19 protein-coding genes, 1 tRNA gene and 1 riboswitch are annotated in these 23,266 nt (G+C 69.9%); of the genes, 11 read left to right on the top strand and 9 right to left on the bottom strand.

Features of this window, described 5'->3' with window-relative positions; translation table 11 throughout:
• Positions 1–10: 10 nt before the first annotated feature.
• The 3 genes from C8D81_RS08700 to C8D81_RS08690 all read right to left on the bottom strand — a co-directional run bounded on the left by C8D81_RS08700 (position 11) and on the right by C8D81_RS08690 (position 4,937).
• Positions 11–1,414: an MFS transporter gene (locus tag C8D81_RS08700; protein WP_094357635.1), complete on the bottom strand. Its 1,404-nt coding sequence runs from the start codon at positions 1,412–1,414 to the stop codon at positions 11–13.
• Between the two features lie 101 nt (positions 1,415–1,515).
• A complete protein-coding gene (locus tag C8D81_RS08695; RefSeq protein ID WP_133625925.1) occupies positions 1,516–4,638 on the bottom strand; it encodes a WXG100-like domain-containing protein in 3,123 nt (1,040 codons plus the stop codon).
• A complete protein-coding gene (locus tag C8D81_RS08690) occupies positions 4,635–4,937 on the bottom strand; it encodes a hypothetical protein (RefSeq protein WP_094401729.1) in 303 nt (100 codons plus the stop codon). Before C8D81_RS08690 ends, C8D81_RS08695 begins: the two co-directional genes overlap by 4 nt.
• Positions 4,938–5,055: 118 nt before the next feature.
• On the opposite strand from C8D81_RS08690, the gene C8D81_RS08685 reads away from it, so the two are divergent.
• Entirely contained in the window at positions 5,056–5,946 is an 891-nt protein-coding gene (locus C8D81_RS08685; RefSeq protein WP_094359298.1) for a 1,4-dihydroxy-2-naphthoyl-CoA synthase, read from the top strand.
• 278 nt (positions 5,947–6,224) lie between these two features.
• Here C8D81_RS08685 and C8D81_RS08680 read toward each other — a convergent pair whose 3' ends face one another.
• Entirely contained in the window at positions 6,225–7,871 is a 1,647-nt protein-coding gene (locus C8D81_RS08680; protein ID WP_094429802.1) for a 13E12 repeat family protein, read from the bottom strand.
• Positions 7,872–8,206: 335 nt separating this feature from the next.
• Positions 8,207–8,335, top strand: a riboswitch (FMN riboswitch).
• A 108-nt stretch (positions 8,336–8,443) separates the two neighbouring features.
• On the opposite strand from C8D81_RS08680, the gene C8D81_RS08675 reads away from it, so the two are divergent.
• Positions 8,444–9,292, top strand: coding sequence for an ABC transporter permease (locus C8D81_RS08675; RefSeq protein WP_229117677.1), 849 nt, complete (start codon positions 8,444–8,446; stop codon positions 9,290–9,292).
• Positions 9,289–10,299 carry an ABC transporter substrate-binding protein gene (locus C8D81_RS08670; RefSeq protein ID WP_166646735.1) on the top strand — a complete coding sequence of 337 codons (1,011 nt, stop codon included), beginning with the start codon at positions 9,289–9,291 and terminating at the stop codon, positions 10,297–10,299. The genes C8D81_RS08675 and C8D81_RS08670 overlap by 4 nt, the downstream gene beginning before the upstream one ends.
• A gap of 3 nt (positions 10,300–10,302) precedes the next feature.
• Here the strand turns inward: C8D81_RS08670 and C8D81_RS08665 are convergent, their stop codons facing one another.
• The 5 genes from C8D81_RS08665 to C8D81_RS08645 are packed head-to-tail and all read right to left on the bottom strand — an operon-like array spanning position 10,303 to position 15,485.
• Positions 10,303–11,238, bottom strand: coding sequence for a ribokinase (locus tag C8D81_RS08665; protein WP_094404743.1), 936 nt, complete (start codon positions 11,236–11,238; stop codon positions 10,303–10,305).
• A gap of 2 nt (positions 11,239–11,240) precedes the next feature.
• Positions 11,241–12,683, bottom strand: a complete 1,443-nt coding sequence (gene uriT / locus C8D81_RS08660; protein WP_094404744.1) for a uridine transporter UriT — start codon at positions 12,681–12,683, stop codon at positions 11,241–11,243.
• Positions 12,680–13,627, bottom strand: coding sequence for a uridine-preferring nucleoside hydrolase UriH (uriH, locus tag C8D81_RS08655; protein ID WP_094404745.1), 948 nt, complete (start codon positions 13,625–13,627; stop codon positions 12,680–12,682). Before uriH ends, uriT begins: the two co-directional genes overlap by 4 nt.
• Positions 13,628–13,677: 50 nt before the next feature.
• Entirely contained in the window at positions 13,678–14,319 is a 642-nt protein-coding gene (gene upp / locus C8D81_RS08650; RefSeq protein WP_094401712.1) for a uracil phosphoribosyltransferase, read from the bottom strand.
• 38 nt (positions 14,320–14,357) lie between these two features.
• A complete protein-coding gene (locus C8D81_RS08645) occupies positions 14,358–15,485 on the bottom strand; it encodes a glutathione S-transferase family protein (RefSeq protein ID WP_094404746.1) in 1,128 nt (375 codons plus the stop codon).
• 103 nt (positions 15,486–15,588) lie between these two features.
• On the opposite strand from C8D81_RS08645, the gene C8D81_RS08640 reads away from it, so the two are divergent.
• The 8 genes from C8D81_RS08640 (at position 15,589) to C8D81_RS08605 (ending at position 23,236) form a co-directional block, all read left to right on the top strand.
• Complete coding sequence (locus C8D81_RS08640) at positions 15,589–16,218, top strand: tRNA adenosine deaminase-associated protein (RefSeq protein ID WP_094429803.1); 630 nt, start codon at positions 15,589–15,591, stop codon at positions 16,216–16,218.
• Between the two features lie 45 nt (positions 16,219–16,263).
• A complete protein-coding gene (locus tag C8D81_RS08635; protein WP_094429858.1) occupies positions 16,264–16,698 on the top strand; it encodes a nucleoside deaminase in 435 nt (144 codons plus the stop codon).
• 93 nt (positions 16,699–16,791) lie between these two features.
• Complete coding sequence (locus C8D81_RS08630) at positions 16,792–17,844, top strand: iron ABC transporter substrate-binding protein (RefSeq protein ID WP_133625924.1); 1,053 nt, start codon at positions 16,792–16,794, stop codon at positions 17,842–17,844.
• Between the two features lies 1 nt (position 17,845).
• Positions 17,846–19,429 carry an ABC transporter permease gene (locus tag C8D81_RS08625; RefSeq protein WP_208109192.1) on the top strand — a complete coding sequence of 528 codons (1,584 nt, stop codon included), beginning with the start codon at positions 17,846–17,848 and terminating at the stop codon, positions 19,427–19,429.
• Positions 19,429–20,451 (top strand): ABC transporter ATP-binding protein, encoded by a 1,023-nt coding sequence (locus tag C8D81_RS08620; protein WP_133625923.1) that lies wholly within the window; start codon positions 19,429–19,431, stop codon positions 20,449–20,451. Before C8D81_RS08625 ends, C8D81_RS08620 begins: the two co-directional genes overlap by 1 nt.
• A 55-nt stretch (positions 20,452–20,506) precedes the next feature.
• Entirely contained in the window at positions 20,507–21,694 is a 1,188-nt protein-coding gene (locus C8D81_RS08615; RefSeq protein ID WP_133625922.1) for an amino acid aminotransferase, read from the top strand.
• A gap of 347 nt (positions 21,695–22,041) precedes the next feature.
• Positions 22,042–22,126 (top strand) — tRNA-Ser (locus C8D81_RS08610).
• A gap of 195 nt (positions 22,127–22,321) precedes the next feature.
• Positions 22,322–23,236: a catechol 2,3-dioxygenase gene (locus tag C8D81_RS08605; RefSeq protein WP_133625921.1), complete on the top strand. Its 915-nt coding sequence runs from the start codon at positions 22,322–22,324 to the stop codon at positions 23,234–23,236.
• The last annotated feature ends 30 nt before the right edge of the window (positions 23,237–23,266 follow it).

Below are 23,266 nucleotides of genomic sequence, written 5' to 3'. Positions count from 1 at the left end.
GGCCGCCGGGTCAGACCTGGACGCGCTCCTCGTCGACCAGATCCGGATCGGTGCCGCTGACCGGCGGATCGCTGCGGCGCTGGTCGCCCGGGGGGCGGGGGATCAGCGCGATCGCGATCGCCGAGACCAGCCCGACCACGGCGAACAGCACGAAGTTGTACTGGAACGGCAGCTGCGCACCGGCGATCCAGCCGCCGACGATCGGACCGGCGATGGCGCCGATCCGGGCGAAGGAGAGCGCCCAGCCGACCGCGGTCGCCCGGGCGTACGCCGGGTAGTAGTCGGCGACCCAGGCGGTCAGCACCAGGGAGACCGAGATCGAGCCGATGCCGGCCATCGCGACCAGGCCGTAGTTGACCAGCAGGCTGTTCTTGTTCATCAGCCCCAGGATGCAGACCGCACCGAGGGCGAAGAAGACCACCAGGACCAGCTTGCGGCCCCAGCGATCGGCCATCCAGCCGAGCAGCAGGCCACCGGCCGCGGAGGCCAGCGAGAAGACCAGCAGGAACATCAGCGAGGAGCCGAGCTGGTAGCCGGCGGCCTTCATGATCGAGGGCAGCCAGGTGTTCAGCCCGTAGACCAGCAGCATCCCGCAGAACAGGGAGATCCAGAAGAAGGCGGTCGCGGCCGCGAAGGGGCGGGAGAACAGGATGCCCATCACCTCACGCGGGCCGCGGCGTACCGACTCGCCCGCGGCCGGCGGGTGCACCCAGTCCGATTCCCGGAACGGGCGGATCCGCAGCCGATCGGCGAGGGTCCGCGCCTGGTCGATCTTTCCCTTCTGCACAAGGTATTCCATCGATTCGGGCAGCATCAGCGCCAGGATCGGGATGAGCAGCACCGGTACCGAGCCGATGCCGATCACCCAGCGCCAGCCGTGGCTGTCCAGCACCAGCAGGGCCACCAGCGCCGCGGCGACGATGCCCAGCGAGTAGCCGGAATACATGATCCCGTAGTTCAGCGCGCGGCGCCGGGGCGGGGAGTATTCGATGGTCAGCGCGGCGGCCACCGGGATGATGCCGCCCATGCCGAGCCCGCCGAGCAGCCGGAACAGCCCGAAGATCTCCGGCGTCGGCGCGAAGGCGGCGCCGAGCTGGGTGGTGGTGAAGATCAGCATCGACAGCAGCAGCATCTTCTTGCGGCCGATCAGGTCGCTCAGCGTGCCGATGAACAGGGCGCCGATCAGCATGCCGATGAGCGCCTGGGAGCCGAGCGCGCCGAGCTCCAGCTTGGTCAGCGGGCCCCACTCGCGGTATTCGGCGAGTGCCGGCAGCACGGCGCCGAGGACGCCGACGTCGTAGCCCTCGGCGAGGATGCCGAGCCAGCAGCAGAACAGCACCAGGGCCGTCGTGCGCCGCGGTACCGGCCAGCTCTGGTCGGTCGCATTCGGTGTTCGGGAAGGGGACGGGGACATGGCCGCTCCATTGCTCGCCTCAGCCCGGGGTTCCGGATCGCCGGCCAACTTATAGCGCTTGTGTTGCGACCGTCAATAGGTGCGCAATGTCCGGGCGGGTCTCAGGCCCGGTAGGCGCGGCGGTACTCGGTACGGTCGGTGACCGCTGCCTCCGGCACCCAGCGCGGCTCCCATTCGCCCTGGCCGAGCTGGACGAAACCGAGTGCGGAGGCCTCGTCCAGGGAGTCGCCGAGATAGTCGACGAGCACCCGGTTCTGCTCGGTGCGCAGCAGTTGGACCCGGGCCGAACCCCAGCGGCCGATGGTGGTCAGCGCCACCGGGCGGCCGTATTCGGCCCGCGGCACCAGTCGGCGTACGGGTCCGTCGAGCAGCAGCAGCTGTTCGTCGTCGAGCTCCTGGACCGGGGTCGCCGAACCATCGCTGCCGAGCAGGTATTTTCCGTTGCACAGTGGGGAACCCGACGGTTCGGGCGCCTCCGGTCCACTGCTCCAACGACCGGTGGTGGCGTCGTGGCTGGCCACCCATTCGATGCTGCCGTCGGCGTACCGGCGCCAGATCTCGGCGGCGTGCGGGATCGGGGTGCGCAGATGACCGAGCAGCTCCAGTTCCTCGATCGGCGCGGTCGAGGAGGAACCCGGGGCGTGTCCGGTGCCCGTCCACGGCGCGCGGTGCTCGCGCTGCACCGGCAGGCTCCCGGCCGCCTCGCCGGACCAGTCCACACTCACCGGGACGATCAGGTCATCGGACCGGATTCCGTTGCAGCGCAGCAGATCCACCGATTCCGCACCCCGGTGGAAGGGCATCTCGAGGCGGCCGGTGCCGTCGTCGACGGCGAAACCGAGGCCGAGCGCGTCGTGGTGCTCGGCCGGGGTACGCAGATGGTTCACCTGGTGCGCGGGGTTGAGCAGACCGCGCAGGGTGCGGCGCCGGCCGGAGAGCAGTTCATCGGCCTCACCGGGGCGGAGCACCTTCTGGAAGACGATCAGCCAGGGATCGTCGGGGACCAGCTGGGACCGCAACTCCTCGGGGCCGAAGCGGCGCACCGCGACCATCCCGGTGGTGTGCAGATCGGTCCGCGGGCCGGCGGGTCGCAACCCGGCCGCCGCCAGCGAGGTGCCGGCCAGTGCGGTGGCCGCGACCCCGGTCGGATTGGCCGGATTGGTCGGGGCGATGCGGGGTGCGTCGGTACGCCCGGGGGCGACCGGCGCGACGGCGGCGGTGCCGGGGTTGGCCGGTGGCTGGTTCTGGCCGAGGTTGGCCTGGACCCCGGGGTTGCCGGCCGGGGGAACCGCCGGGGGAGCACCGGAGGGAGCGGGGACGGGTGCGGGAGCGGGGGCCGGGGCGCCACCGGCGAACCCGCCCGGTGGGCCGCCGAATCCACCGGCGCCACCGGGGCCGCCGGGACCACCGGGGCCGGCCGGGCCGCCGAACCCGCCAACTCCGGTGGGGGTTCCGGCCCCGGGTGCCCCGAGCGCACCCGGGCCGGAAGCTGACGCCCCGAGGGGGCCGGGCGCACCGGGTGCACCCAGCGCACCGAGCGCACCGGGTGGTGCGCCGCTGCCGGGGCCGACCAGTGAGGGGTCGGCCCACCCGGCGCTCTCGGTGCCGATCCGTGGCGGGGCGATCGGTTCGGCATGCAGGCCACCGGGTTCGGGCGTACCGACGGGGATCTCCGGTGCCGGAGCCGGATCGGGCGCCGGGGGAACCGAGGGGAGGGGGTCGGGGGGCTCGGGCGCGGGCCTGGGGATCGTCCGGTCCTCCACCCCCGGGTCGGGATCCGGGTAGGACCGCCGCGGTTCGGGCTCGGGGTCGACGATCGGCGTCGGATCGGGGTGCGGGGCGGGTTCGGGCCGCGGCGTGGGTCCCGGCCAGGGGGCCGGTTCGGGCCGCGGGGCCGGCTCGGGACGCGGGGTCGGCTCCGGTCGTGGTGCTGGCTCCCCCGGTTGCGGCGCTGGGTCGGGCCGCGGCGCTGGGTCCGGCCGAGGTGCCGGCTCGGGGCGCGGTGCCGGTTCGGGGCGCGGTGCCGGCTCGGGGCCTGAGCCCGGTCCGGGCCGTGGTGCCGGCTCGGGATCCGAAGTGGACGGGGGTGCGGGCGCGGGTTCCGGCGCGGGGTCCGGGTCGTTGCCGGGTGCCGGTGCGGGGCCGGGTGCCGGTGCGGTCGGTCCCGGGTCGCCCGGCAGCGGCGGTGTGGGTGCGGTGGGCTCTTCGGCCGCGGGTTCGGGACCGGGTGCCACCGGTGGCGGTTCCGCACCGGGACCGGCGCCCGCGCCACCGGCCCCGCCCGGTGGGGGTGGCGTACCGGGCGCTGGGCCGGTCGGTGGCGGCATTCCGGGCAGCACGCCGCCCTGTTCCATCTCCTCGCTGGTCACCTCACCGGTGTCCTCGAGCAGGCTGCCACTGTCCAGCGGCATCGGTGCGGTGTCCGGGCCCGGCATGGTGGTGCCGTCCTGCCCGCCGAAACCGGCCGGTGGCGCCCCGTCGAAGGTGTCCGGGCCCTGTTCGACCCCGGGCCCGTCGAGCAACTTGTCCGCCGACCGGTCGAGTTGCTCACGCTGGGTGGGGTCGAAGGCCTGGTCGGCCGCGCCGCTGCGGGGATCCGCCGGCGGCCGGGAGGCCAGCCGACGCTCGTGTTCGGTGCGGCCGCCGATGTCGGAGACCAGGGCGTCCAGTCCGCCCTGGTCGGTCTTCGGAGCCGGCCCGGGTGCCGGATCGAGATCCAGTTCGAGCGTGAGGCCGCCCAGCCGGCGGGTCAGTGCCCGGGACAGCGCCTGCAACCGGGCCTGGGCCACCACCTGCAACTGCCGCAGCTTGGTCGGCACCTCCGCCAGTCCGAGCGGACCCAGCAGGGCGGCGGTGGCCACGGCCTTCACGCTGGCGATCAGCAGCGAGTGCAGGATCGTGTTCATCGCGTTCTTGGCGGCGGTGACGAGTTCGGCGGCCTGCTCGCAGGCCTGCGCCGCGGAGGTGCAGCCCGCACTGGTACGCCCCAGCCAGCCGCCGATCAACCCGATCCGCTGCTGGGATGCGTCACCGGCGGTGCCCTGGTGTTCGGTGGCCAGGGATCGCCCGGTCCCGGTGACCTCGGTGCCGCGCTCGGCCACGGCGGTCGCGAGCGCTCGCCAGGCCGTGCCGAGTCGACGCAGCGCGTCCTCGTCCGCCTCCGGGAAGCTGTCGGCGTACACCCACTTCGGAATCAGCGGTCCGGCCTCCGCGGTGATCGTCATGCGCCGGGTCCGCTGTTCTCGGCCTCGGTGCGGTCGTAGCCGTTGGCGGTGGCATCGAGTCGCTCGCTGAGGTCCTCGACCTGCGCGTCGGCGGTCACGGCGGCGATGATCAGGGCCAGCGCATCGGGCAGATAGGAGAGGGCGAAGGCGTTGCCGGGCGCATCCTGGCCCCAGCAGGCGGACTCGGTGCGGATATCGGTGAGGGCCGCGACGATCGCGCTCTGGGTGCCTCCGGAGTCGGCGCGCAGCGCCTCCGACGAACGACGCAGCGCCGCTGTCGAGACGAAGATCTTCTCCACGCGTACCCCTCTGGTCAGCCCCCGAACGGTCAACCGGCCCCCTTTCTACCGCGCCAACCGGTCACTGGAGGAGGCTGAGCGGAGCGGAACTATCCGGTGGAGCCACTACGGTGGTCGGGTGACTTTCCATCCCGAAGACTGGCAGCCGGTGGAGGGCTTCGACTTCACCGACATCACCTACCACCGGGCGCGCGAGGTGCCCGCGGTGCGGATCGCCTTCGATCGGCCCGAGGTGCGCAATGCCTTCCGCCCGCACACCGTCGACGAGCTCTACACCGCGCTGGATCATGCCCGGATGAGCCCGGACGTCGGCTGTGTGCTGCTGACCGGCAACGGGCCGGCCCCCAAGGATGGGGTGTGGGCGTTCTGCTCGGGTGGCGATCAGCGGATCCGTGGGCGTTCGGGATATCAGTACGCCGACGGCGAGACCGCCGACACGGTGCAGCAGGCCCGCGCGGGCCGGTTGCACATCCTGGAGGTGCAGCGGTTGATCCGGTTCATGCCGAAGCCGGTGATCGCGCTGGTCAACGGTTGGGCGGCCGGCGGCGGGCATTCGCTGCACGTGGTCTGCGATCTCACCCTGGCCAGCGCCGAGCATGCACACTTCAAGCAGACCGATGCCGACGTCGGCTCCTTCGACGCCGGCTACGGTTCGGCCTACCTGGCCCGCCAGGTGGGCCAGAAGGTGGCCCGCGAGATCTTCTTCCTGGGTGAGGAATACTCGGCCGAGGACGGTTTCCGGATGGGCACGGTGAACCGGGTCGTGCCGCACGACGAACTGGAGAAGGTCGGGCTGGACTGGGCGGCGAAGATCTGTCAGAAGTCACCCACTGCGCAGCGGATGCTGAAGTTCGCCTTCAACGCCGTCGACGATGGGCTGGTCGGCCAGCAGGTGTTCGCCGGTGAGACCACCCGGCTCGCCTACATGACCGACGAGGCCGTCGAGGGCCGCGACGCCTTCCTGGAGAAGCGCGACCCCGACTGGTCGAAGTTCCCGTACTACTTCTGATCCTGCCCTTCACGTTCCTCGAGTACCTCGCGCAGCGACCGTTCCCTTTCACGTTCCTCGAGTAGGTCGCGCAGCGACCGTGTCGAGAGGAATCCCATGCTCGCTGAGCGAGGAGGAACGGCGAGTCGAAGCCACGGCCTCAGGGTGACGATGGTTTCGACTCGTCGCTGCGCTCCTCGCTCAACCAACGTGGGGCCGCGCTCCCGTGGTCGGGGCATGGGAGTTCGGTTGGGGCATGGCACACCATGCTCGGACCGAAGGACGATGCCCCGACCGATTCAGAAGGGTGCGGGTTCGACGGATTCGCTGCTTTGGTTGGGAATCAGGGCAGGCTGCTGCTCCGGGCGAACCGGCTTCTTCGCCGTCTTCTGCTTGACCGTGTTGTCCTTGGCTGCCTCGGCTTGTTCGCGGGCTGCCTGGCGTAGGTCGCGGAGGCGTTGGTTCTTGCGGGCGCGGCGGAGTCGTTCGCGTTCGCGGGCTTCGTCGGCGGCTTGTTCGGCTTCGGCCTGTTCCTTCTCCAGCTGGGTCTGGCCGTTGCACAGGGTCTCCCGAAGCAGCTTTTCGGTCCGAGAGAGTGAAGCGGCCGGGTCGTTGATCAGGTGGTCGGGTGGTGGATGATTCCAGGTCCCGTAGCTGGTGACCCAGGCCTCCTGCCCGGCCGGGGTTTTCCAGTGGAACACCCCCGGGGAGGGTTGCTCGACCCGGAATCCGGCGTGGGTCCTGGCCCGATGCAAGGCCCGGTTCAACGGACCCAGGTTGCCCGAACTGGTCGGCCCCTCCGGGGCAGGGATCGTGTGATCCAGATCGATCCCGCGGCCGAACGCGGAGCGATTCGATCGAGGAAACATCACATACCGGTCGCGGAGCTTCACCCTCTGCGCGAGTTCGTCGCTGGGTCGGTAGGTGTTCACCATCACCGGTGCTGCCAGGTCGATCACCGGCCGCACCTTCACGGTCCCGGTGCAGCGCTCCAGCAGCTCCTTCAAGTGCTGGAGGGTGACCGGTCCGAGTGCTTCGCCTTCACCGCCGCGACGGTTGGCGAGGTCCTTCTGGTGGACGTGCAGGATCAGTTCGGCACCGTGCCGGCAGCGCTCGGAGGTGGCTGTGGCGATCTCGCCGTGCTTGTTGACCACCTCACCAGCAGGGGTGACGGTCGCACTGTCGAACAGCGAGGGTTGGAGCAGTTGCCGCGCCCGGTCCGGGTGGGCGAGGTGGCCGAGCGCTTCGGCGCGGAGTTCGTCCCTGGATGCCGTCGAGCCACCGGCTTTCAGCACGTCGGCGAGACGGTCGAGGGTGCCGTTCAACTGGGCGGCGTCACCGGCGTCGAGGTTGGCGTAGAGGTCGGTGATTCCCGGGGTGTTCCGGTTGGGGGTGAACTCGACGCGGCGTTGCTTCTTCGCGGCCTGCCGTTCGGCTTCTTTGTCGTCGTTGAGCATCAACGCCCCGACCTGGGCCTCGGTCGTCGCGACCGCGCGTTTCGGGGTGAGGTTGACCAGACGGAGTGACCAGAGGGAGTCGAACTCGCGGGCCTGGGTGAAGCTCAACTGCAACGCGGCGCGGGAGATGTCGCGGGCGACCCAGACGGGGATGTCGCAGTCCAGGGTGGCCTGCCACAGGATCGGATGCCGATGCCGCAGGTTGAGCACGTCGGCGGTCCAGACCTGCGCGGTCTCCGGTGAGCAGCCCAGCGACATCGCGAGTTCGAGGTGGAAGAACTCGGTGATGCCGGGCGTACCGTCGGCACCGGGGAACACGAGTTGTTCGCCGTGGAGGACGCGGGCGGTGAGTTCGTCGGTGTGGGTGTTGAGGCCGGAGTAGGTGTCGCAGGCGGCGGCGATCGCAACGAGGCGGCGGGCTTCGGTCTGGGCGATCTGCTCGCTTTCGGCGCGGATCGCTGCGAACACTTCGGCTCGTTCGGTGGTCATCTTTGGTCACCTCCTCTCATCTGCTACATCCAATATTAGTCACTGTGTTCGAATAACTCAAGGGGTTTGAGGAAAGTTTCTGGGTTCATCTCGACACGTCGGCCATTGCTCCGCTTCGCTGCGCATGGCCGACTACTCGATGAACGTTTGAGGGCTTGGCTTCGACTCGTCGCTGCGCTCCTCGCTCAACCGGCGCACCGGTGGACCGGGTTCATCTCGACACGGTCGCTGCGCGACCTACTCGATGAACGTGGGGGGAGTCCTCGCTGCGCGACCTGTTCGATGAACGTGGGGGAGGGGGGCGGGGTGGGTGTTGTATCGTCGTCTGTGCAAGCAACGTGCTCCGGGGTCGGTGAAAGTCCGAGCCGGCGGTGACAGTCCGCGACCCGCGTCCCTCACAGGAGGCGGCTGAGCCGGTGGAATTCCGGCACCGACGGTTAAAGTCCGGATGGGAGGCGCACGGTTCGCTCGCGTACGCCACCAGGCGGCTCGGTGCTCGGCGCCGGCACCTCGGGGCGTATGCCCGCGTTCTGCGTACCCCGGGTCACCAGGACCGGAGGAGAGAGCAGGACGTGACCGACAGTCACCACACCACGCTGCGTACCGTCGCATCCCAGCGACGCGGCGGTGGACCGGTGCTGCGGGTGTTCGCACCGGTCCTGCTCGGCCTGGTCGTGCTGTCGATCTGGCAGCTGCTCACCGCCGGCGGACGCATCCTGCCGACGCTGCTGCCCAGCCCGGCGGCGGTCTTCACCCGCTTCGCCGACGACCTGGCCGCCGGCCAGCTGCTCACCCTGACCGGTACCACGCTGGTCGAGGCGCTGCTCGGTTCCCTGCTCGCCGCCGTGATCGCGCTGCCGCTGGGCTACCTGATCGCCCACTGGCGGGTCTTCGACGCCGCGGTGTCGCCCTATCTTGCTGCCTCACAAGCGATCCCGGCCGTCGCCGTCGCGCCGCTGCTGGTCATCTGGGTCGGCTACGGACTGCTGCCGATCATGCTGCTCTGCGCCCTGCTGGTCTTCTTCCCCGTCGTGCTGTCCACGGTCCTCGGCATCCGCGGCATCCGCCGCGAGCTGATCGAGGCCGCCGAACTGGACGGCGCCGCCGGCGTACGCATGCTGCGCCACATCGAGTGGCCACTCGCCCTGCGCGCCGTGCTCACCGGCATCCGCAACGGCTTCACCCTCTCGATCACCGGTGCCGTCGTCGGCGAACTGGTGATGGGCGGCAACGGGCTGGGGATGCTGCTCTCGGTGCAGGCATCGACCGTCGACACCACCGGGCTGTTCGCCACCTTGCTGATGCTCTGCCTGCTCGCCGTCGCCATCTACCTGCTGCTGGTCGCCATCGAATGGGCCAGCGACCCGCTGCGCGATCCGCGCCGTCCACGCACCACCGCACGACCGAAGGAGACAGCATGAATCGTCGGCATTTCCTTGCCTCATTGGGGGCCGCGGCACTCGCGGCCACGGTGGCCGGGTGCAACCAGGCCACCCCCGGCAACGCTCCGGCGGGCGGCGGTGTGCCGTTGACCATCGGGTTGACCTACACCCCCGACATCCAGTTCGCGCCCTTCTATCTGGCCGAGTCCGCGGGCCATTTCGAGGCCCAGGGAGTACGCGTGACACTGCGTCACCACGGTGCCAACGAGCAACTTCTCGGCGCCCTCCAGGCCGGTACCGAGCAGCTCGTCTACGCCGGCGGCGACGAGTTGCTGCAGGCCCGCTCCCAGGGCGTCGCGGTGACCGACATCGCCACCCTCTACCAGGAGTACCCGGTGGTCGCGATCGTCCGCGAGGAGTCCCCGATCCGCTCCGCCGCCGACCTGCGCGGCCGCCGCATCGGCGTCCCGGGCCCCTACGGCGAGACCTGGTTCGGGCTGCTCGCGCTGCTCGAAACAGCGGGACTGAAGCAGAGCGACGTCCAGGTGCAGAACATCGGCTACACCCAGCAGGCGGCCCTGACCAGCAACCAGGTGGAGGTGGTGATGGGGTACGCCAACAACGACGCCGTCCGCTTCAGCCAGGCCGGGATTCCCATCCGGTCGCTGCCGCTGGCCGAGGAGCAGGCCGCGGTGCCGCTGGTCGGGGTCGGTCTGGGGGCCGCCGATCAGGTGCTGCAGACCCGGGCGGAGGATCTGCGGAAGGTGATCAACGCGGTCCGCCGCGGGATCGACGACCTGGTCGCCGACCCGAACAAGGCGGTCGAGGCCGCCAAGAAATATGTGCCGAACCTGTCGGTACCGGCGCAGCAACAGGCGGCACTGGCCACCCTGGAAGCAACCATTCCGCTGTTCGGAGACCCGGCCACCGCCGGCCAGCAGGACCCCGCCCGGTGGGAGTCGATGGCGGAGTTCATGCAGCAGATGGGCCTGCTCGCCAAGCCGGTGCCGGCCGCCGAGGCGTACACCGACACACTGCTGAACTGATCCTCAGGACTCGGACTGCTCCTGCCCCGACTTCTCCTGTTCAGCCAGGAAATCCGCCAGCTCCGCCGGGGTCGGATAGGACGGCTGCGCACCGTGCCGGGTGGTCGCGAAGGCACCCACCCGGGCCGCGAAGCGGGCCGCTTCGACCAGGTCGTCGCCCTCGGCCAGCCGGTACGCCAGCGCGCCGGTGAACGCATCGCCGGCACCGGTGCTGTCCACCGCCCGGACCCGCACACTCGGTACATGCTCGGAGCGGTCCCCGTCGATGACCAGCGCACCCTCCGCGCCCAGGGTGATCACGGCCCGCCGGATGTCCTTGCCGGCAAGGAGTTCCGCGGCACGCTCCAACGCCGCCTCCTCACCGACCAGGTCGGCCAGCTCGTGCTCGTTGACCAGCAGCACCTCGGTCGCCGCCAGCAGCTCCGGGCCCACCGGCGCCGACGGCGACAGGTTCAACAGCACCCGTACGCCCCGGCGGCTCGCCTCCTGTGCGGCGGTCAGCACCACCCGCTGATCCACCTCCAGACACAGGCAGAGCACCGCCGCGTCGGCGAAGAGTTCGTCCGCCTCGAGCACGTGCTCCACCGCGAGCTTCCCGTTGGCACCGGGGGAGATGATGATGAAGTTCTCCCCGGCATCGTCGACCGCGATCATCGCGGTCCCGGTGGCCACGCCGGCGACCGAGCGGATCCACCGCTGCTCCACCCCGGCCCGCTCCGAGGCGGCGCGCAGCAGCTCACCGTGCGGGTCGTCACCGACCAGCCCGAGCAACCCGACCCGGCCGCCGAGCCGGGCCGCCGCTGCCGCCTGATTGCTGGATTTCCCACCAGGGTTGATCTCCAGCTCCGAACCGGACACCGTTTCGCCACCACGGGGCAGCCGCTCGGTACGGACGGTCAGGTCGGCGTTCATCGAACCGACCACGGCGATGCGGGCCATGCTCACTCCTTCGTCTTGTCTGCAACAGATTCGGTGCCGACGGCTGCGGCGCTGTCCTCGGTCGGGCGGGGAATCAGCATCGAGACCAGCATCGCCACCAGCAGCAGCACCGCACCGGTGATGATGCCGGCCTGGTAACCGGCCGCCGAACCGGGAGCGGTGAAGGCGGTCTGCATCGCCAGCAGGATGGCGAAACTGAGCCCGGCGCCCAGATTGAAGGCACCGGCGTTCAACCCCGGCAGCACCCCGGGTGCCTCCGGCGGGGAGAGCGCCACTCCGAGCCCGTTCAGCATGATGTTCACCGTGCCGGCATAGGTCAGGCCGATGAAGATCGACAGCACCAGCAGCAGCACCGCCGACGCGTTGCCGGAGGTGAACGCCAGCACCACCGCCCCGACCAGGGTGCCGATCATGCCGACCCGCAGCACCGCGAGATAGCCGACCGAGGAGGCCAACCGCCCGGCCACCGGGCCCATCGCCAACCCGGCCAGGGCGTACGGGGTGAGGGTCCACAGGGCCGCGGCGTCGGCGCTCAACCCGGGGCCGACCTCGGCGTCCTGGGCCAGCCCGGGTACCAGGCCGTTCATCATCGCGAACACCCCGGTCATCGTCAGCAGGGTCGTCAACAGCAGCGCCCAGGTCTCTCGGCGCCGCAACTGGGCGGGTCGGATCAACGGATGCGGACGCCGCTTCGCCAGCGTCCAGAACACCGCGAACACCACCACCGCCAGCACCAGCAGGCCACCGACCAGCACCCAGTTCGCCTCGGCCAGCTTGCCCGCCTCGTTGATCGCGGTGAGCGCGGCGCCGACGGTGATCACCAGCAGCAGCACCCCCAGCCAGTCCATCGGCACCTGTTCACCACCGCGCGACTCGGGTGCCAGCAGCAGCACCAGCACCGCCGCCAACCCGGCCACCGCGGCCATCGCCCAGAACACCGACCGGAAACCGTAGGTCGAGGCCAACCAGCCACCGGCCAGCGCATCCACCCCGGCCACGCCACCGTTCACCGCGGTGACCACGCCCATCAGCGTGGTGTAGGTCCGGTTGTCGGGGATCTCGTGGCGCAACATGATCAGACACAGCGGAACGGTCGGCCCGGAGACCCCCTGGATCACCCGGGCCACGAACAGCATCGGGATCCCGGTCGAGAAGGCGGCGAGCACACAACCGAGTGCCATCAGCGCCAGCATCCCGACCAGCACCCGCCGCCGACCGAAGAGATCTCCCAACCGGGGCAGGAAAAGCGAGAACAGGGCGGCCGAGGTGAAGAACGCCGTCTGGGTGGTACCGACCGCAGCGGCGGTGGTGCCCAGCTCCCGCTCGATCGAGACCAGCGCCGGCGACAGCATCGAGGCGTTCAGCTGGAAGGCCACGCAGGCGGCCAGCAATGCGGTCAGCAGCACCCCGGCGCCGACCCGCTGCCGCCCGGCGACCTCACTCATGACTTCACCTCACCGATCCGCTCCAGGGCATCGGTGACCAGGCCCCAGAAGCGGTCGAAATCGAGCTGCACCGCCACCTGGGTGGGACAGTCGGCGGGCGGCTTGCCACGGAAGTCGGCGACCGTCATGCCGAGGGTCTCGGTGCCGGTCAGCTCGATCGTCACCGGCGCCTTCCGGGTCGTCAGCACCGCCGGGTCGATGACATAGGCCACCGCGCACGGGTCGTGCACCGGCGGGGAGTCGAAGTCCTGATTCTCCTTGTACGCCTTGCCGAAATAGTCGAACAGGTCCAGCACGAACTCCGCCGGCTCGGTGCCGACCGCGCGGATCTTCTCGGCCACCTCCGGGGTGGCCAGCGCCTGATGGGTGAGGTCCAGCCCGACCATGGTCACCGGCCAACCGGCACCGAAGACGATGTGCGCGGCCTCCGGATCGATCTTGATGTTGAACTCGGCCACCGCCGACCAGTTTCCGGTGTGGTAGCCGCCGCCCATCAGCACCACCTCGCGTACCCGCTCGATGATCCGCGGCTCCAACCGCGCCGCCAGGGCGATATTGGTCAACGCACCGGTCGGTACCAGGGTGATCTCGCCCGGATCGTGCGACATCACGGTGTCGATGATCAGCTGCACCGCGTGCATCGGCGCCACCGGGGTGGTCGCCTCCCGCATCCGCGGGCCCTCCATCCCGGACTCGCCGTGGATGTCCTCGGCGACCTCCTGGCTGCGTACCAGCGGCCGGTCCGCACCCGCCGCGATCGGCACCCCGCGCATCCCGATCACCGTCGCCACCGACTGGGCGTTGCGGGTCACCTTCTCCAGCGTCTGGTTGCCGGCGACGGTGGTCACCGCGACCAGATCGATCTCGGGATTGCCGTGGGCCAGCAGCAGCGCGATCGCGTCGTCGTGACCGGGATCGCAGTCCAGGATGATTTTGCGGGGCATCGGTGCACCTCCAACTACAGCGGGTGGAGGCCCGACGTTACTACCCCGCGCTACTCCGCGGTGCCGTACAGACGATCTCCCGCATCGCCCAGCCCGGGAACGATGTAACCCACGTCATTGAGGTGGTCGTCGACCGCGGCCACCACCAGATGACAGGGCACCTCGAGATCGGCGAGCAGCTGCTGGACCCGCTCCACCCCCTCGGGGGCGGCGAGCAGGCAGATGCAGGTGATGTGGTCCGCGCCGCGCTCGACCAGGAAGTTGATGCAGCCCGCCAGCGACCCGCCGGTGGCCAGCATCGGGTCGAGCACATAGCACTGCCGCCCGGACAGATCGTTCGGCAGCCGCTCGGCATAGGTCACCGGCTGCAGCGTCTCCTCGTTGCGCACCATCCCGACGAAACCGACCTCGGCGGTCGGGATCAGCCGCAGGAACCCATCGAGCATGCCCAGCCCGGCGCGCAGGATCGGCACCACCAGCGGCGGCGGCGAATCGAGATGTACGCCGGTCGTCGCGGTCACCGGGGTGGTCACCTCGTGCGGGCGGACCCGGACCTGCCGGGTCGCCTCGTAGCCGAGCAGCGTCACCAACTGATCGGTGAGCCGCCGGAACGTCGGGGTATCGGTGCGCTGGTCGCGCAGCACGGTCAGTTTGTGTGCCACCAGCGGGTGGTCGACGACGGTTACCTCCACGCCGGAGAGCTTATCGGCGTCCGGCCGCGGCGGCCCCCTCAGTCGCCCTTGAGACCCTCCAGCGCCTGCGCGGTCTCCTCGGGCGTCGGGATGCCGCCCTCGGGGCCGTGGCCGGTCGGCACCTGCTCCCCGGGCGGGACCGGACCGGGCGGCGTACCGTCGCCGAACGGCCGCCCACCCAGCTGCTCGCGGTGGTGCTCGCTCAACCAACCGCGCAGATCCGGGCCCGAGGGCACGATCCGCGTCGGGTTCACATCGCCGTGCACCACGTAGTAGTGCTGCTTGATCTGCACGAAGTCGGTGGTGTCGCCGAAACCGGGGGTCTGGAACAGGTCGCGGGCGTACCCCCACAGCGCCGGGAACTCGCTGAGCTTCTGCCGGTTGGTCTTGAAATGCCCGTGATAGACCGGATCGAAGCGAGCCAGGGTGGTGAACAGCCGGACATCGGCCTCGGTGATCGTGTCACCGACCAGATACCGCTGCCCGCTGAGCCTCTCCTCCAGCCAGTCCAGGGCGGTGAACAACCGGTCGTAGGCCTTGTCGTACGCCTCCTGCGAGCCGGCGAAGCCGCACCGGTAGACGCCGTTGTTGACCTCGGTGTAGACGCGCTGGGCGACCTCGTCGATCTCCCCGCGCAACCGCTCCGGATAGAGCTCCGGTGCACCGTCGCGGTGGTAGGCGGTCCACTCGGTGGAGAAGTCCAGGGTGATCTGGGCGAAGTCGTTGGTGACCACCTTGCCCGAGGAGACCTCGACGATCGCCGGCACCGTCACCCCGCGCGGGTAGTCCGGGATCCGGGCGTTGTAGGCATCGCGCAGGAAATGGATGCCGAGCACCGGGTCCTTGCCGTCCGGGTCGAGATCGAAGATCCAGGAGCGCTCGTCGTGGGTCGGCCCGGGCATCCCCAGCGAGAGCACCGGTTCCAGGCCGAGCAGCCGACGCACGATCATCGTCCGGTTGGCCCACGGGCAGGCGCGTGCGGCGACCAGGCGATAGCGATCCGGTTCCACCGGCCACAGCGGGCGGCCCTGCTCATCGGTGCCAGCGGCCGCATCGGCGACGATCCGGTCGTCGATGTAGTTGGTATCGCGATTGAACTCCGGACCGGTCACATAACCGGGGCTCTTCTTGTCCGTGCTGGTCTTCTCGGCTGCTTGCTGCTCCATTCCTTCATGCTAATGAGCGCGTCCGGGACCGGATGGGTGGGGCAGCGCGAGGCGGCGATCTCTGACACCATTGGAGCCGGATTGCCGAGCAGGAGGACGCCCCATGTCGAACCGAGACAACGAAGAGCTCACCGAGTTCGAGCTGCCGTCCCGCGACGACCGGGACGATCTCGACGACGACCTGGAGGAACTCGACCTCGGCGACGATTCCGATGATGACGACGACGATGACGACTTCGACGAGATCGAGGACGCCACCGCCGACGACATCGACCTGGTCGTCGGTGTCTATCGCGAGGACGGGCAACCGGTCGCGACCGCGCTGGCGCTCGACCTGGCCAACGACCTGGACGAGCTGATCTCCCAGCTGCGCCGCCAGCCCGCCGATGCGGGGGCGATCGGGATGGTCTCGCTGGTCGGCGAGGTGTTCGTGATCGTGCGGGTCCGCGGCGCCAATGTGCAGGTGCTGCTCTCCGACGCCGCCGCGGCGGGGGACTGGCCGATCGCCCGCGACATCGCCGATTTCCTCGGTGTGGAAGAGATCCCGGACCCCGACGACGAGTCCGAGCCGATGGGTGATCTCGGCCTGCTCGCCGATGTCGGAGTGAGCGATTTCGAGATGGAGGCGTTCTGCGACGACTACGACTCCGACTCCGACGAACTGCTCGCCGAGATCGCCGAGAAGATCAAGGTCGGCCCGGCCTTCCGGCGCGCGGTCGAGTCGTTCGACTGAGGATCGGGGGCGTACGCCGGGATGGCCAGTCGCTGGGATCCCGCGATGGGTCTGGCGCTGGACCGGGCCCGGGCGGTGCGCGCGCACGGTGACGTGCCGATCGGTGCGGTGCTGCTGGACGGGACCGGTACGCCGATCGCGGCGGCCGGCAACGAGCGCGAGCTGACCGGTGACCCGACCGCCCATGCCGAGGTGCTCTGCCTGCGCCGCGGCGCGGTGGCCGTCGGGGATCTGTGGCGGTTGATCGACTGCACCCTGGTCGTCACCCTGGAACCGTGCACGATGTGTGCCGGTGCGGTGGTCGCCGCCCGGGTCGGCCGGTTGGTGTTCGGCGCCTTCGACCCGAAGGCCGGTGCGGTGGCGTCGCTGTTCGACGTGGTCCGCGATCCGCGGCTGAATCACCGGCCCGAGGTGATCTCCGGGATCCGCGCCGAGGAGAGCGCCGCCCTGCTGCGGGACTTCTTCGCCGGGCAGCGCTGAGCGCCGAGTCTCGCGGAACCGCGCCGACTTCACGTCCGGGGTTGGTAAGGCTAACCTCAGCATGTTGGCACCATTCCAGTGAAAGGCACCTCGATGTCCCAGCTCTCCCGCCGCGGTCTGCTCGGCGTACTCGCCGCCAGCCCGGTCGTCGCCCTCGCCGCCTGCGGTGGCCAGACGCAGACCCAGCCCGGTGCCGGCGCCGCCAGCGGTGGTGGCACCCCGACTGGCACGATCACCCTCTACAACGCCCAGCACGAGAGCCTCGGCAAGGCGTGGGCCGAGGCGTTCACGAAGGCGAGTGGGGTGAAGGTCGAGATCCGGCAGGGCTCGGACACCGAGATGTCCAACCAGATCCTCAAGGAGGGCGAGCGCAGCCCGGCCGATGTGTTCCTCACCGAGAACTCCCCGGCGATGGTGCAGGTCGCCAATGCCGGCCTGTTCGCGCCGGTGGACGCCAAGGTCGCCGCCAATGTGCCGGACACCCTGCGTCCCGGTTCGGGCGCCTGGACCGGCATCGCCGCCCGCGCCACCGTCTTCGCCTACAACCCCAGCAAGATCCCCGAGGCCGAGCTGCCGAAGTCGCTGCTCGACCTGGCCGACCCGAAGTGGAACGGCCGCTGGGCCGCCTCGCCGACCGGTGCCGATTTCCAGGCCATCGTCTCGGCGCTGCTGCAGCTCAAGGGCACCCAGGCGACCGCCGACTGGCTGAAGGCGATGAAGGCGGGATCCAAGCCCTACAAGGGAAACTCGACCGCGATGAAGGCCGTGAACGCCGGTGAGGTCGATGGTGCGGTGATCTACCACTACTACTGGTTCGGTGATCAGGCCAAGACCAAGGAGAACTCCAAGAACGTCAAGCTGCACTACTTCCGCAACCAGGATCCGGGCGCCTTCGTGTCCGTCTCCGGCGGCGGGGTGCTGAAGGGGGCGAAGAACCCGACCGCGGCGAACGCCTTCCTGGCCCACATCACCTCGGTCGAGGGGCAGGCGGAGATGGCGAACTACTTCGAATACCCGGTGAACCCGCAGGCCAAGCTCGCCCCCGGGCTGGTCCCGATCGCCGACCTGCAGCCGCCGACCATCGACATCGACAAGCTGAACGGCGCCGAGGTCACCAAGCTGATGACGGATGCCGGCCTGATCTGAGGTGACCGTCCCCGCACCAGCCCCACCCCGGCGCACCGAGCGCCGGCCCCGCAGCACACCCCGGCCACCGCTGTCGTTGATCGCGGTGGCCGCGGTCGTGCTGCTGGCGAGCCTGGTGCCGCTGGTGTTCGTGGCGGTCGCGGCACTGCGCACCCCGCCGGAGCTGCTCGCCCAGGTGCTCGGCACCCGACGGGTGGCCGAACTGCTGCTCAACACCGGCGCGCTGCTGCTGTTCGCGCTGCCGATCATCGGCGTGCTCGGCGTCGGGCTGGCCTGGCTCACCGAGCGCACCCGGTTGCCCGGCCGGCGGGTCTGGCGGGTGCTGCTCGCCGCCCCGCTCGCCATCCCGGCCTTCGTCAACGCGTACGCCTGGGTCTCGGTGGTGCCCTCGATCGGCGGGGTCTGGGGCGGGACACTGGTCTCGGTGCTCTCCTACTACCCACTGGTGATGATCCCGGTCGCGGCCACCCTGGCCACCCTGGACGGCTCCTTCACCGATACCGCCGCCAGCCTCGGCCACGGGCCCTGGCGGCGATTCTTCAGCACCGTGCTGCCGCTGATCCGGTTGCCGCTGGCCGGTGGCCTGCTGCTGGTCGCGCTGCACCTGCTCAGCGAATACGGCGCCTTCGCGATGATGCGCTTCGACACCTTCACCACCGCGATCATGGGCCAGTACCAGAGCACCTTCGCCTCCGAGGCCGCCACCACGATGGCTGGCGTGCTGGTGCTCGCCTGTCTGCTGATCCTGGCCCTCGACGGCCGGCTGCGGCGGCGTACCGCTCTGGCCCGGGTCGGCAGCGGCTCCGCCCGGACCGCCGAGCCGGTACGCCTCGGCGGCTGGCTGCCCGCGGCCCTCGCGCTGCCCGCCGGCACCGTGTTCCTCGCCGTCGGCGCGCCGATCGGGGTGCTGGTCGGCTGGCTGATCTCCGGCGGCGCGGAGGTCTGGACGCCGGAGGTGGTCGAGGCGCTGCTGCAGACCCTCGGGCTGGCCGTGCTGGGTGCCGCCGTCACCGTCACCGCCGGTTGGCCGGTCGCGCATCTGGTGGTCCGCCATCCCGGGTTCTGGTCGCGGCTGGCCGAGCGGATCGCCTACGTCGCCTCCGCGGTGCCCTCGATCGTGGTCGGGCTCGCCTTCGTCGTCGCCGCCCTCGACCTGGTCCCGCCGCTCTATCAGACGGTGGCCAATCTGGTCGTCGCCTATCTGGTGCTGCTGCTTCCGCGGGTGCTGGTCACGCTGCGTGCCGGGCTGGCGCAGATCCCGACCGTGCACGAGGAGGTCGCCCGCACCCTCGGCCGGCGACCGCTGGCGGCGTTCTGGTCGACCACCGCCCGGATGGCCCGCCCGGCCACCGGCGCCGGCTTCGCGCTGGTCTTCCTCGGTGTGGTCAACGAACTGACCCTCACCCTGCTGCTCGCTCCCACCGGCACCCGGACGCTGGCGATGGCGTTCTGGTCGGCCAGCAGCGAGATCGACTATCGTGGCGCGGCGCCGTTCGCACTGTGCATGATCGTGCTCTCGGCGCCGATGACCTGGCTGCTGCACCGGCTCTCACCGGCAGCGGCCACGGGGGCGGGAGCGAGCTGATGGAACTGGAGCTGCGGGGCGTCACCAAGGCGTACGCCGACACGCCCGTGCTGCGTGGGATCGATCTGGACATCCCCGCCGGGCTGGCCACCGCGGTGGTCGGGCCGAGCGGTTCGGGCAAGACCACCCTGCTGCGGATCGTCGCCGGCTTCCTGACCGCCGACGCCGGCACCGTCCGCGCCGACGGCCGCGATCTGCTGGCGCTGCCGGTGCACCGCCGCGGGATCGGCTACGTGCCGCAGGAGGGTGCGCTGCTGCCGCACCTCAGTGTCGCCGGCAACATCGGTTTCGGCCTGGACCGGGCCGAACGCCGGAGCGGGCGCCGGGTCGCCGAGCTGATGGAACTGGTCTCGCTGGCACCCGAGCTCGCCAATCGCTATCCACACCAGCTCTCCGGCGGCCAGCAGCAGCGGGTCGCGCTGGCCCGCGCACTGGCCCGCCGCCCGGGGGTGGTGCTGCTCGACGAACCGTTCAGCAGCCTCGATGCCGGGTTGCGGCACCAGACTCGCTCCGCCATGGGTGAGGTGCTGCGCTCGGAGGGGGTGACCACCGTGCTGGTCACCCACGACCAGGACGAGGCGCTCTCCTTCGCCGACCAGGTCGCGGTGCTCGACGGCGGGCGGCTGGCCCAGGTCGCCGATCCGGTCAGCCTCTACACCCGCCCCGACAACCGGGCCACCGCGCTCTTCCTGGGTGATGCGGTGCTGCTGTCCGGGACCGTGTCCGGGGGCCGGGTACGCACCGCGCTGGGCGAGTTGGACTGTGTCGGCGGAGCCGATCAGGGGCCGACCGAGGTGCTGCTCCGCCCCGAACAGCTCCGTGTCGATCCGACCGGGCCGCTGCACGCCCGGGTGCTGCGTACCGACTATTTCGGTCATGACGTGGTCGGCCATCTCGAGGTCGGTGGGCTGACGCTGATGATGCGCCACCACGATCCGCGTGACCTGGTCGCCGGAGCCGAGATCAACTTCCGGGTCGTCGGCCCGGCGGTCCTGCTCGAGCCGGCCGAGCGCTCCGGCTGACCGAGCGATGAAACGGGGGTGCGGTGCCCGCCGAAACGGTGACAGGATTCGGGGCATGAGCATTCTCCGCAGCGTTCAAGGTGCACCGCGCGATCCGATCCTCGGCCTCACTGAGGCGTACCAGTCCGACACCCGCGACCAGAAGGTCAACCTGGGCGTCGGCGTCTACACCGATTCCGAAGGCAAGGTGCCGCTGCTGGACTGCGTGCAGGCCGCGGACAAGCAGCTGGCCGAGGGGCGTACGCCGTGGAGCTATCTGCCGATCGACGGGCTGAAGGCCTATGACAACGCCGTGGCCGAGCTGGTCTTCGGGACCAGCGTGCCGCGCGAACGGCTGGCCGTGGTGCAGGCCCTCGGCGGTACCGGCGGGCTCAAGGTGGCGGCGGATTTCCTGCACCAGTTGGATCCCGACGCCCCGGTGCTGATCTCCGACCCGAGCTGGGAGAACCATCGCGCGCTGTTCACCCGGGCCGGATTCACCGTCGGCAGCTACCCCTACTACGACGCGGCGAAGCGGGCGGTGAACTTTGCGGGAATGCTGGAGGGGTTGAAGGCCGCGGCCCCGGGCACGATCGTGGTGCTGCACGCCTGCTGCCACAACCCGACCGGTTACGACATCACCCGCGAGCAGTGGCAGCAGGTGCTGCAGGTGGTGCAGGAGGGGCGGCTGGTGCCGCTGCTGGACATGGCCTACCAGGGTTTCGCGTCCGGGATCGAGGACGACGGGTACGCCGTGCGCCTGTTCGCCGAGGCCGGGGTGACCACCTTCGTCACCACCTCCTTCTCCAAGACCTTCAGCCTCTACGGCGAGCGGATCGGTGCCCTGTCGGTGATCTGCGGCGACGACGACGAGGCCAAGCGGGTGCTCAGCCAGCTCAAGATCGTGGTCCGCACCAACTACTCCAACCCGCCCACCCACGGTGCCAAGGTGGTCGCCACCGTGCTCGCCGATGAGACCCTGCGCCAGCAGTGGGAGGACGAGCTGGGCGCCATGCGGGACCGGATCAAGGCGATGCGCACCGGGCTGCGCGAGGGGCTGGAGAAGGCCCGCCCGGATGTCGACTGGTCCTACATCACCACCCAGAACGGAATGTTCTCCTACTCCGGGCTGTCCAAGGAGGCGATGGGCAAGCTGCGCGAGGAGTACGGCATCTACGGCCTGGACTCCGGCCGGATCTGCGTCGCCGCCCTGAACGAGAAGAACCTGCCCTACGTCATCGAGGCCATCGCCACCGTCGCCTGAGACGCTCATCGAGTAGGCCCGCGGTGCCGCAGCGAAGCAAGGCAGCGCGGGCCGTGTCGAGATGCGCGCCCCACGTCGGCTGAGCGACCACCCCCACGCTGGCTGAGCGAGCGAGGTACGAGCGAGTCGAAGCCACCAGTGCCGCAGGCGCAAAGTCCCAGATCCAGCACGCGTCGCCGAGTACCGACGAACGGATGCGGGTCTGCGGGCCACGGTCGTGCACGCGCGCTGGATCCGGGACTTCGCGGGGACCCGGCTTCCCGCACATCGAGTAGGCGGGCCGTGTCGAGATGCGCGCAGACGTAACGATTGGCGTACACCGGCCCGGGGTTGGTATTTTGGTCGACGGTGACGTGTCTGAGCGGCCGAAAGAGCTCGCCTCGAAAGCGAGTGTAGGGAGACCTACCGCGGGTTCAAATCCCGCCGTCACCGCCGGTGCTCCGCCCCCGACCCGCTCGGGGGCGGAGCTTTCTCGTGCGGCCCGTGCTGAAGGAACCCGTACCCTTGCGCCGTTCCGTTCTGAGGAACGTGCTATTCCGCGAGTTGGCGGTGCAGCGCATCATTATCTGAAACGACGACCGGCGAACCCGGTCGGAACGGGGCAACTGAGCAAAGGAGCTGGGCGTCATGGGCGTACTTCGATTGGGCTATGTGCACGCACGCGTCACCGATATGGATGAGGCGAAGAACCACTACGAGCGCACGCTCGGCATGAAGTCCCAGGGTGATGTCGACGGCAAGGCGTACTTCAAGGGCTGGGACGAGTGGGATCACCACAGCCTGGTCCTCGAGGAGGGCGGTGTCGGCCTGGTCAAGCTGGGCTACAAGGTCGAGAAGAGCACCGACATCGACGAGATCGAGAAGAAGGCGCAGAAGTTCGGCGCGATCACCGAGCGGATGAGCAAGGGTGAGAACCACGAGGTCGGCGACGGCATCCGGATCATCTCCCCGAGCGACCACGTGATCGAGATCTACCAGGAGATGACCGAGGTCTCCAACGAGGTCGGCTTCATCAACCCCGAGGTCTTCCCCCGCGAACTCGTCGGCGTCGGCGTACCCGCGGTCGACCATGCGCTGATCACCGCCGAGGACCCGGCGCTCGCCGAGAAGTTCTTCGGTGAGGTGCTCGACTTCTTCCCCACCGAGCGCGTGCAGACCTCCCTGGAGGACGACCACCAGCTCGCCGGCACCTGGATGTCGGCCAGCCAGAAGGTGCACGACATCGCGATCATCGGCGGCCCGCAGGCCAAGCTGCACCACTTCGCGTTCCAGCTCGACGACTGGTCCAAGGTCGGCCGCGCCGCCTCGCTGTTCTCGATGGACGACGTCTCGGTCGACATCGGCCCGACCCAGCACGGCATCACCCGCGGCACCACGGTCTACTTCTTCGATCCCTGCGGCAACCGCAACGAGGTGTTCGCCGGTGGCTACCACGCCTACCGGGACCGCCCGGTGGTCCGCTGGACCGTCGACCAGCTCGGCAAGGGCATCTTCTACGTCGACCGGGAGCTGAACGAGCGCTTCACCACCGTGCTCACCTGACCGGGAGCCGGCTCGGCTGATCCATTGTTG

The organism is Enemella evansiae, assembly GCF_004362375.1.
GTDB lineage: Bacteria > Actinomycetota > Actinomycetes > Propionibacteriales > Propionibacteriaceae > Enemella > Enemella evansiae.
This window is presented reverse-complemented; position numbering and strand designations above follow the sequence as displayed.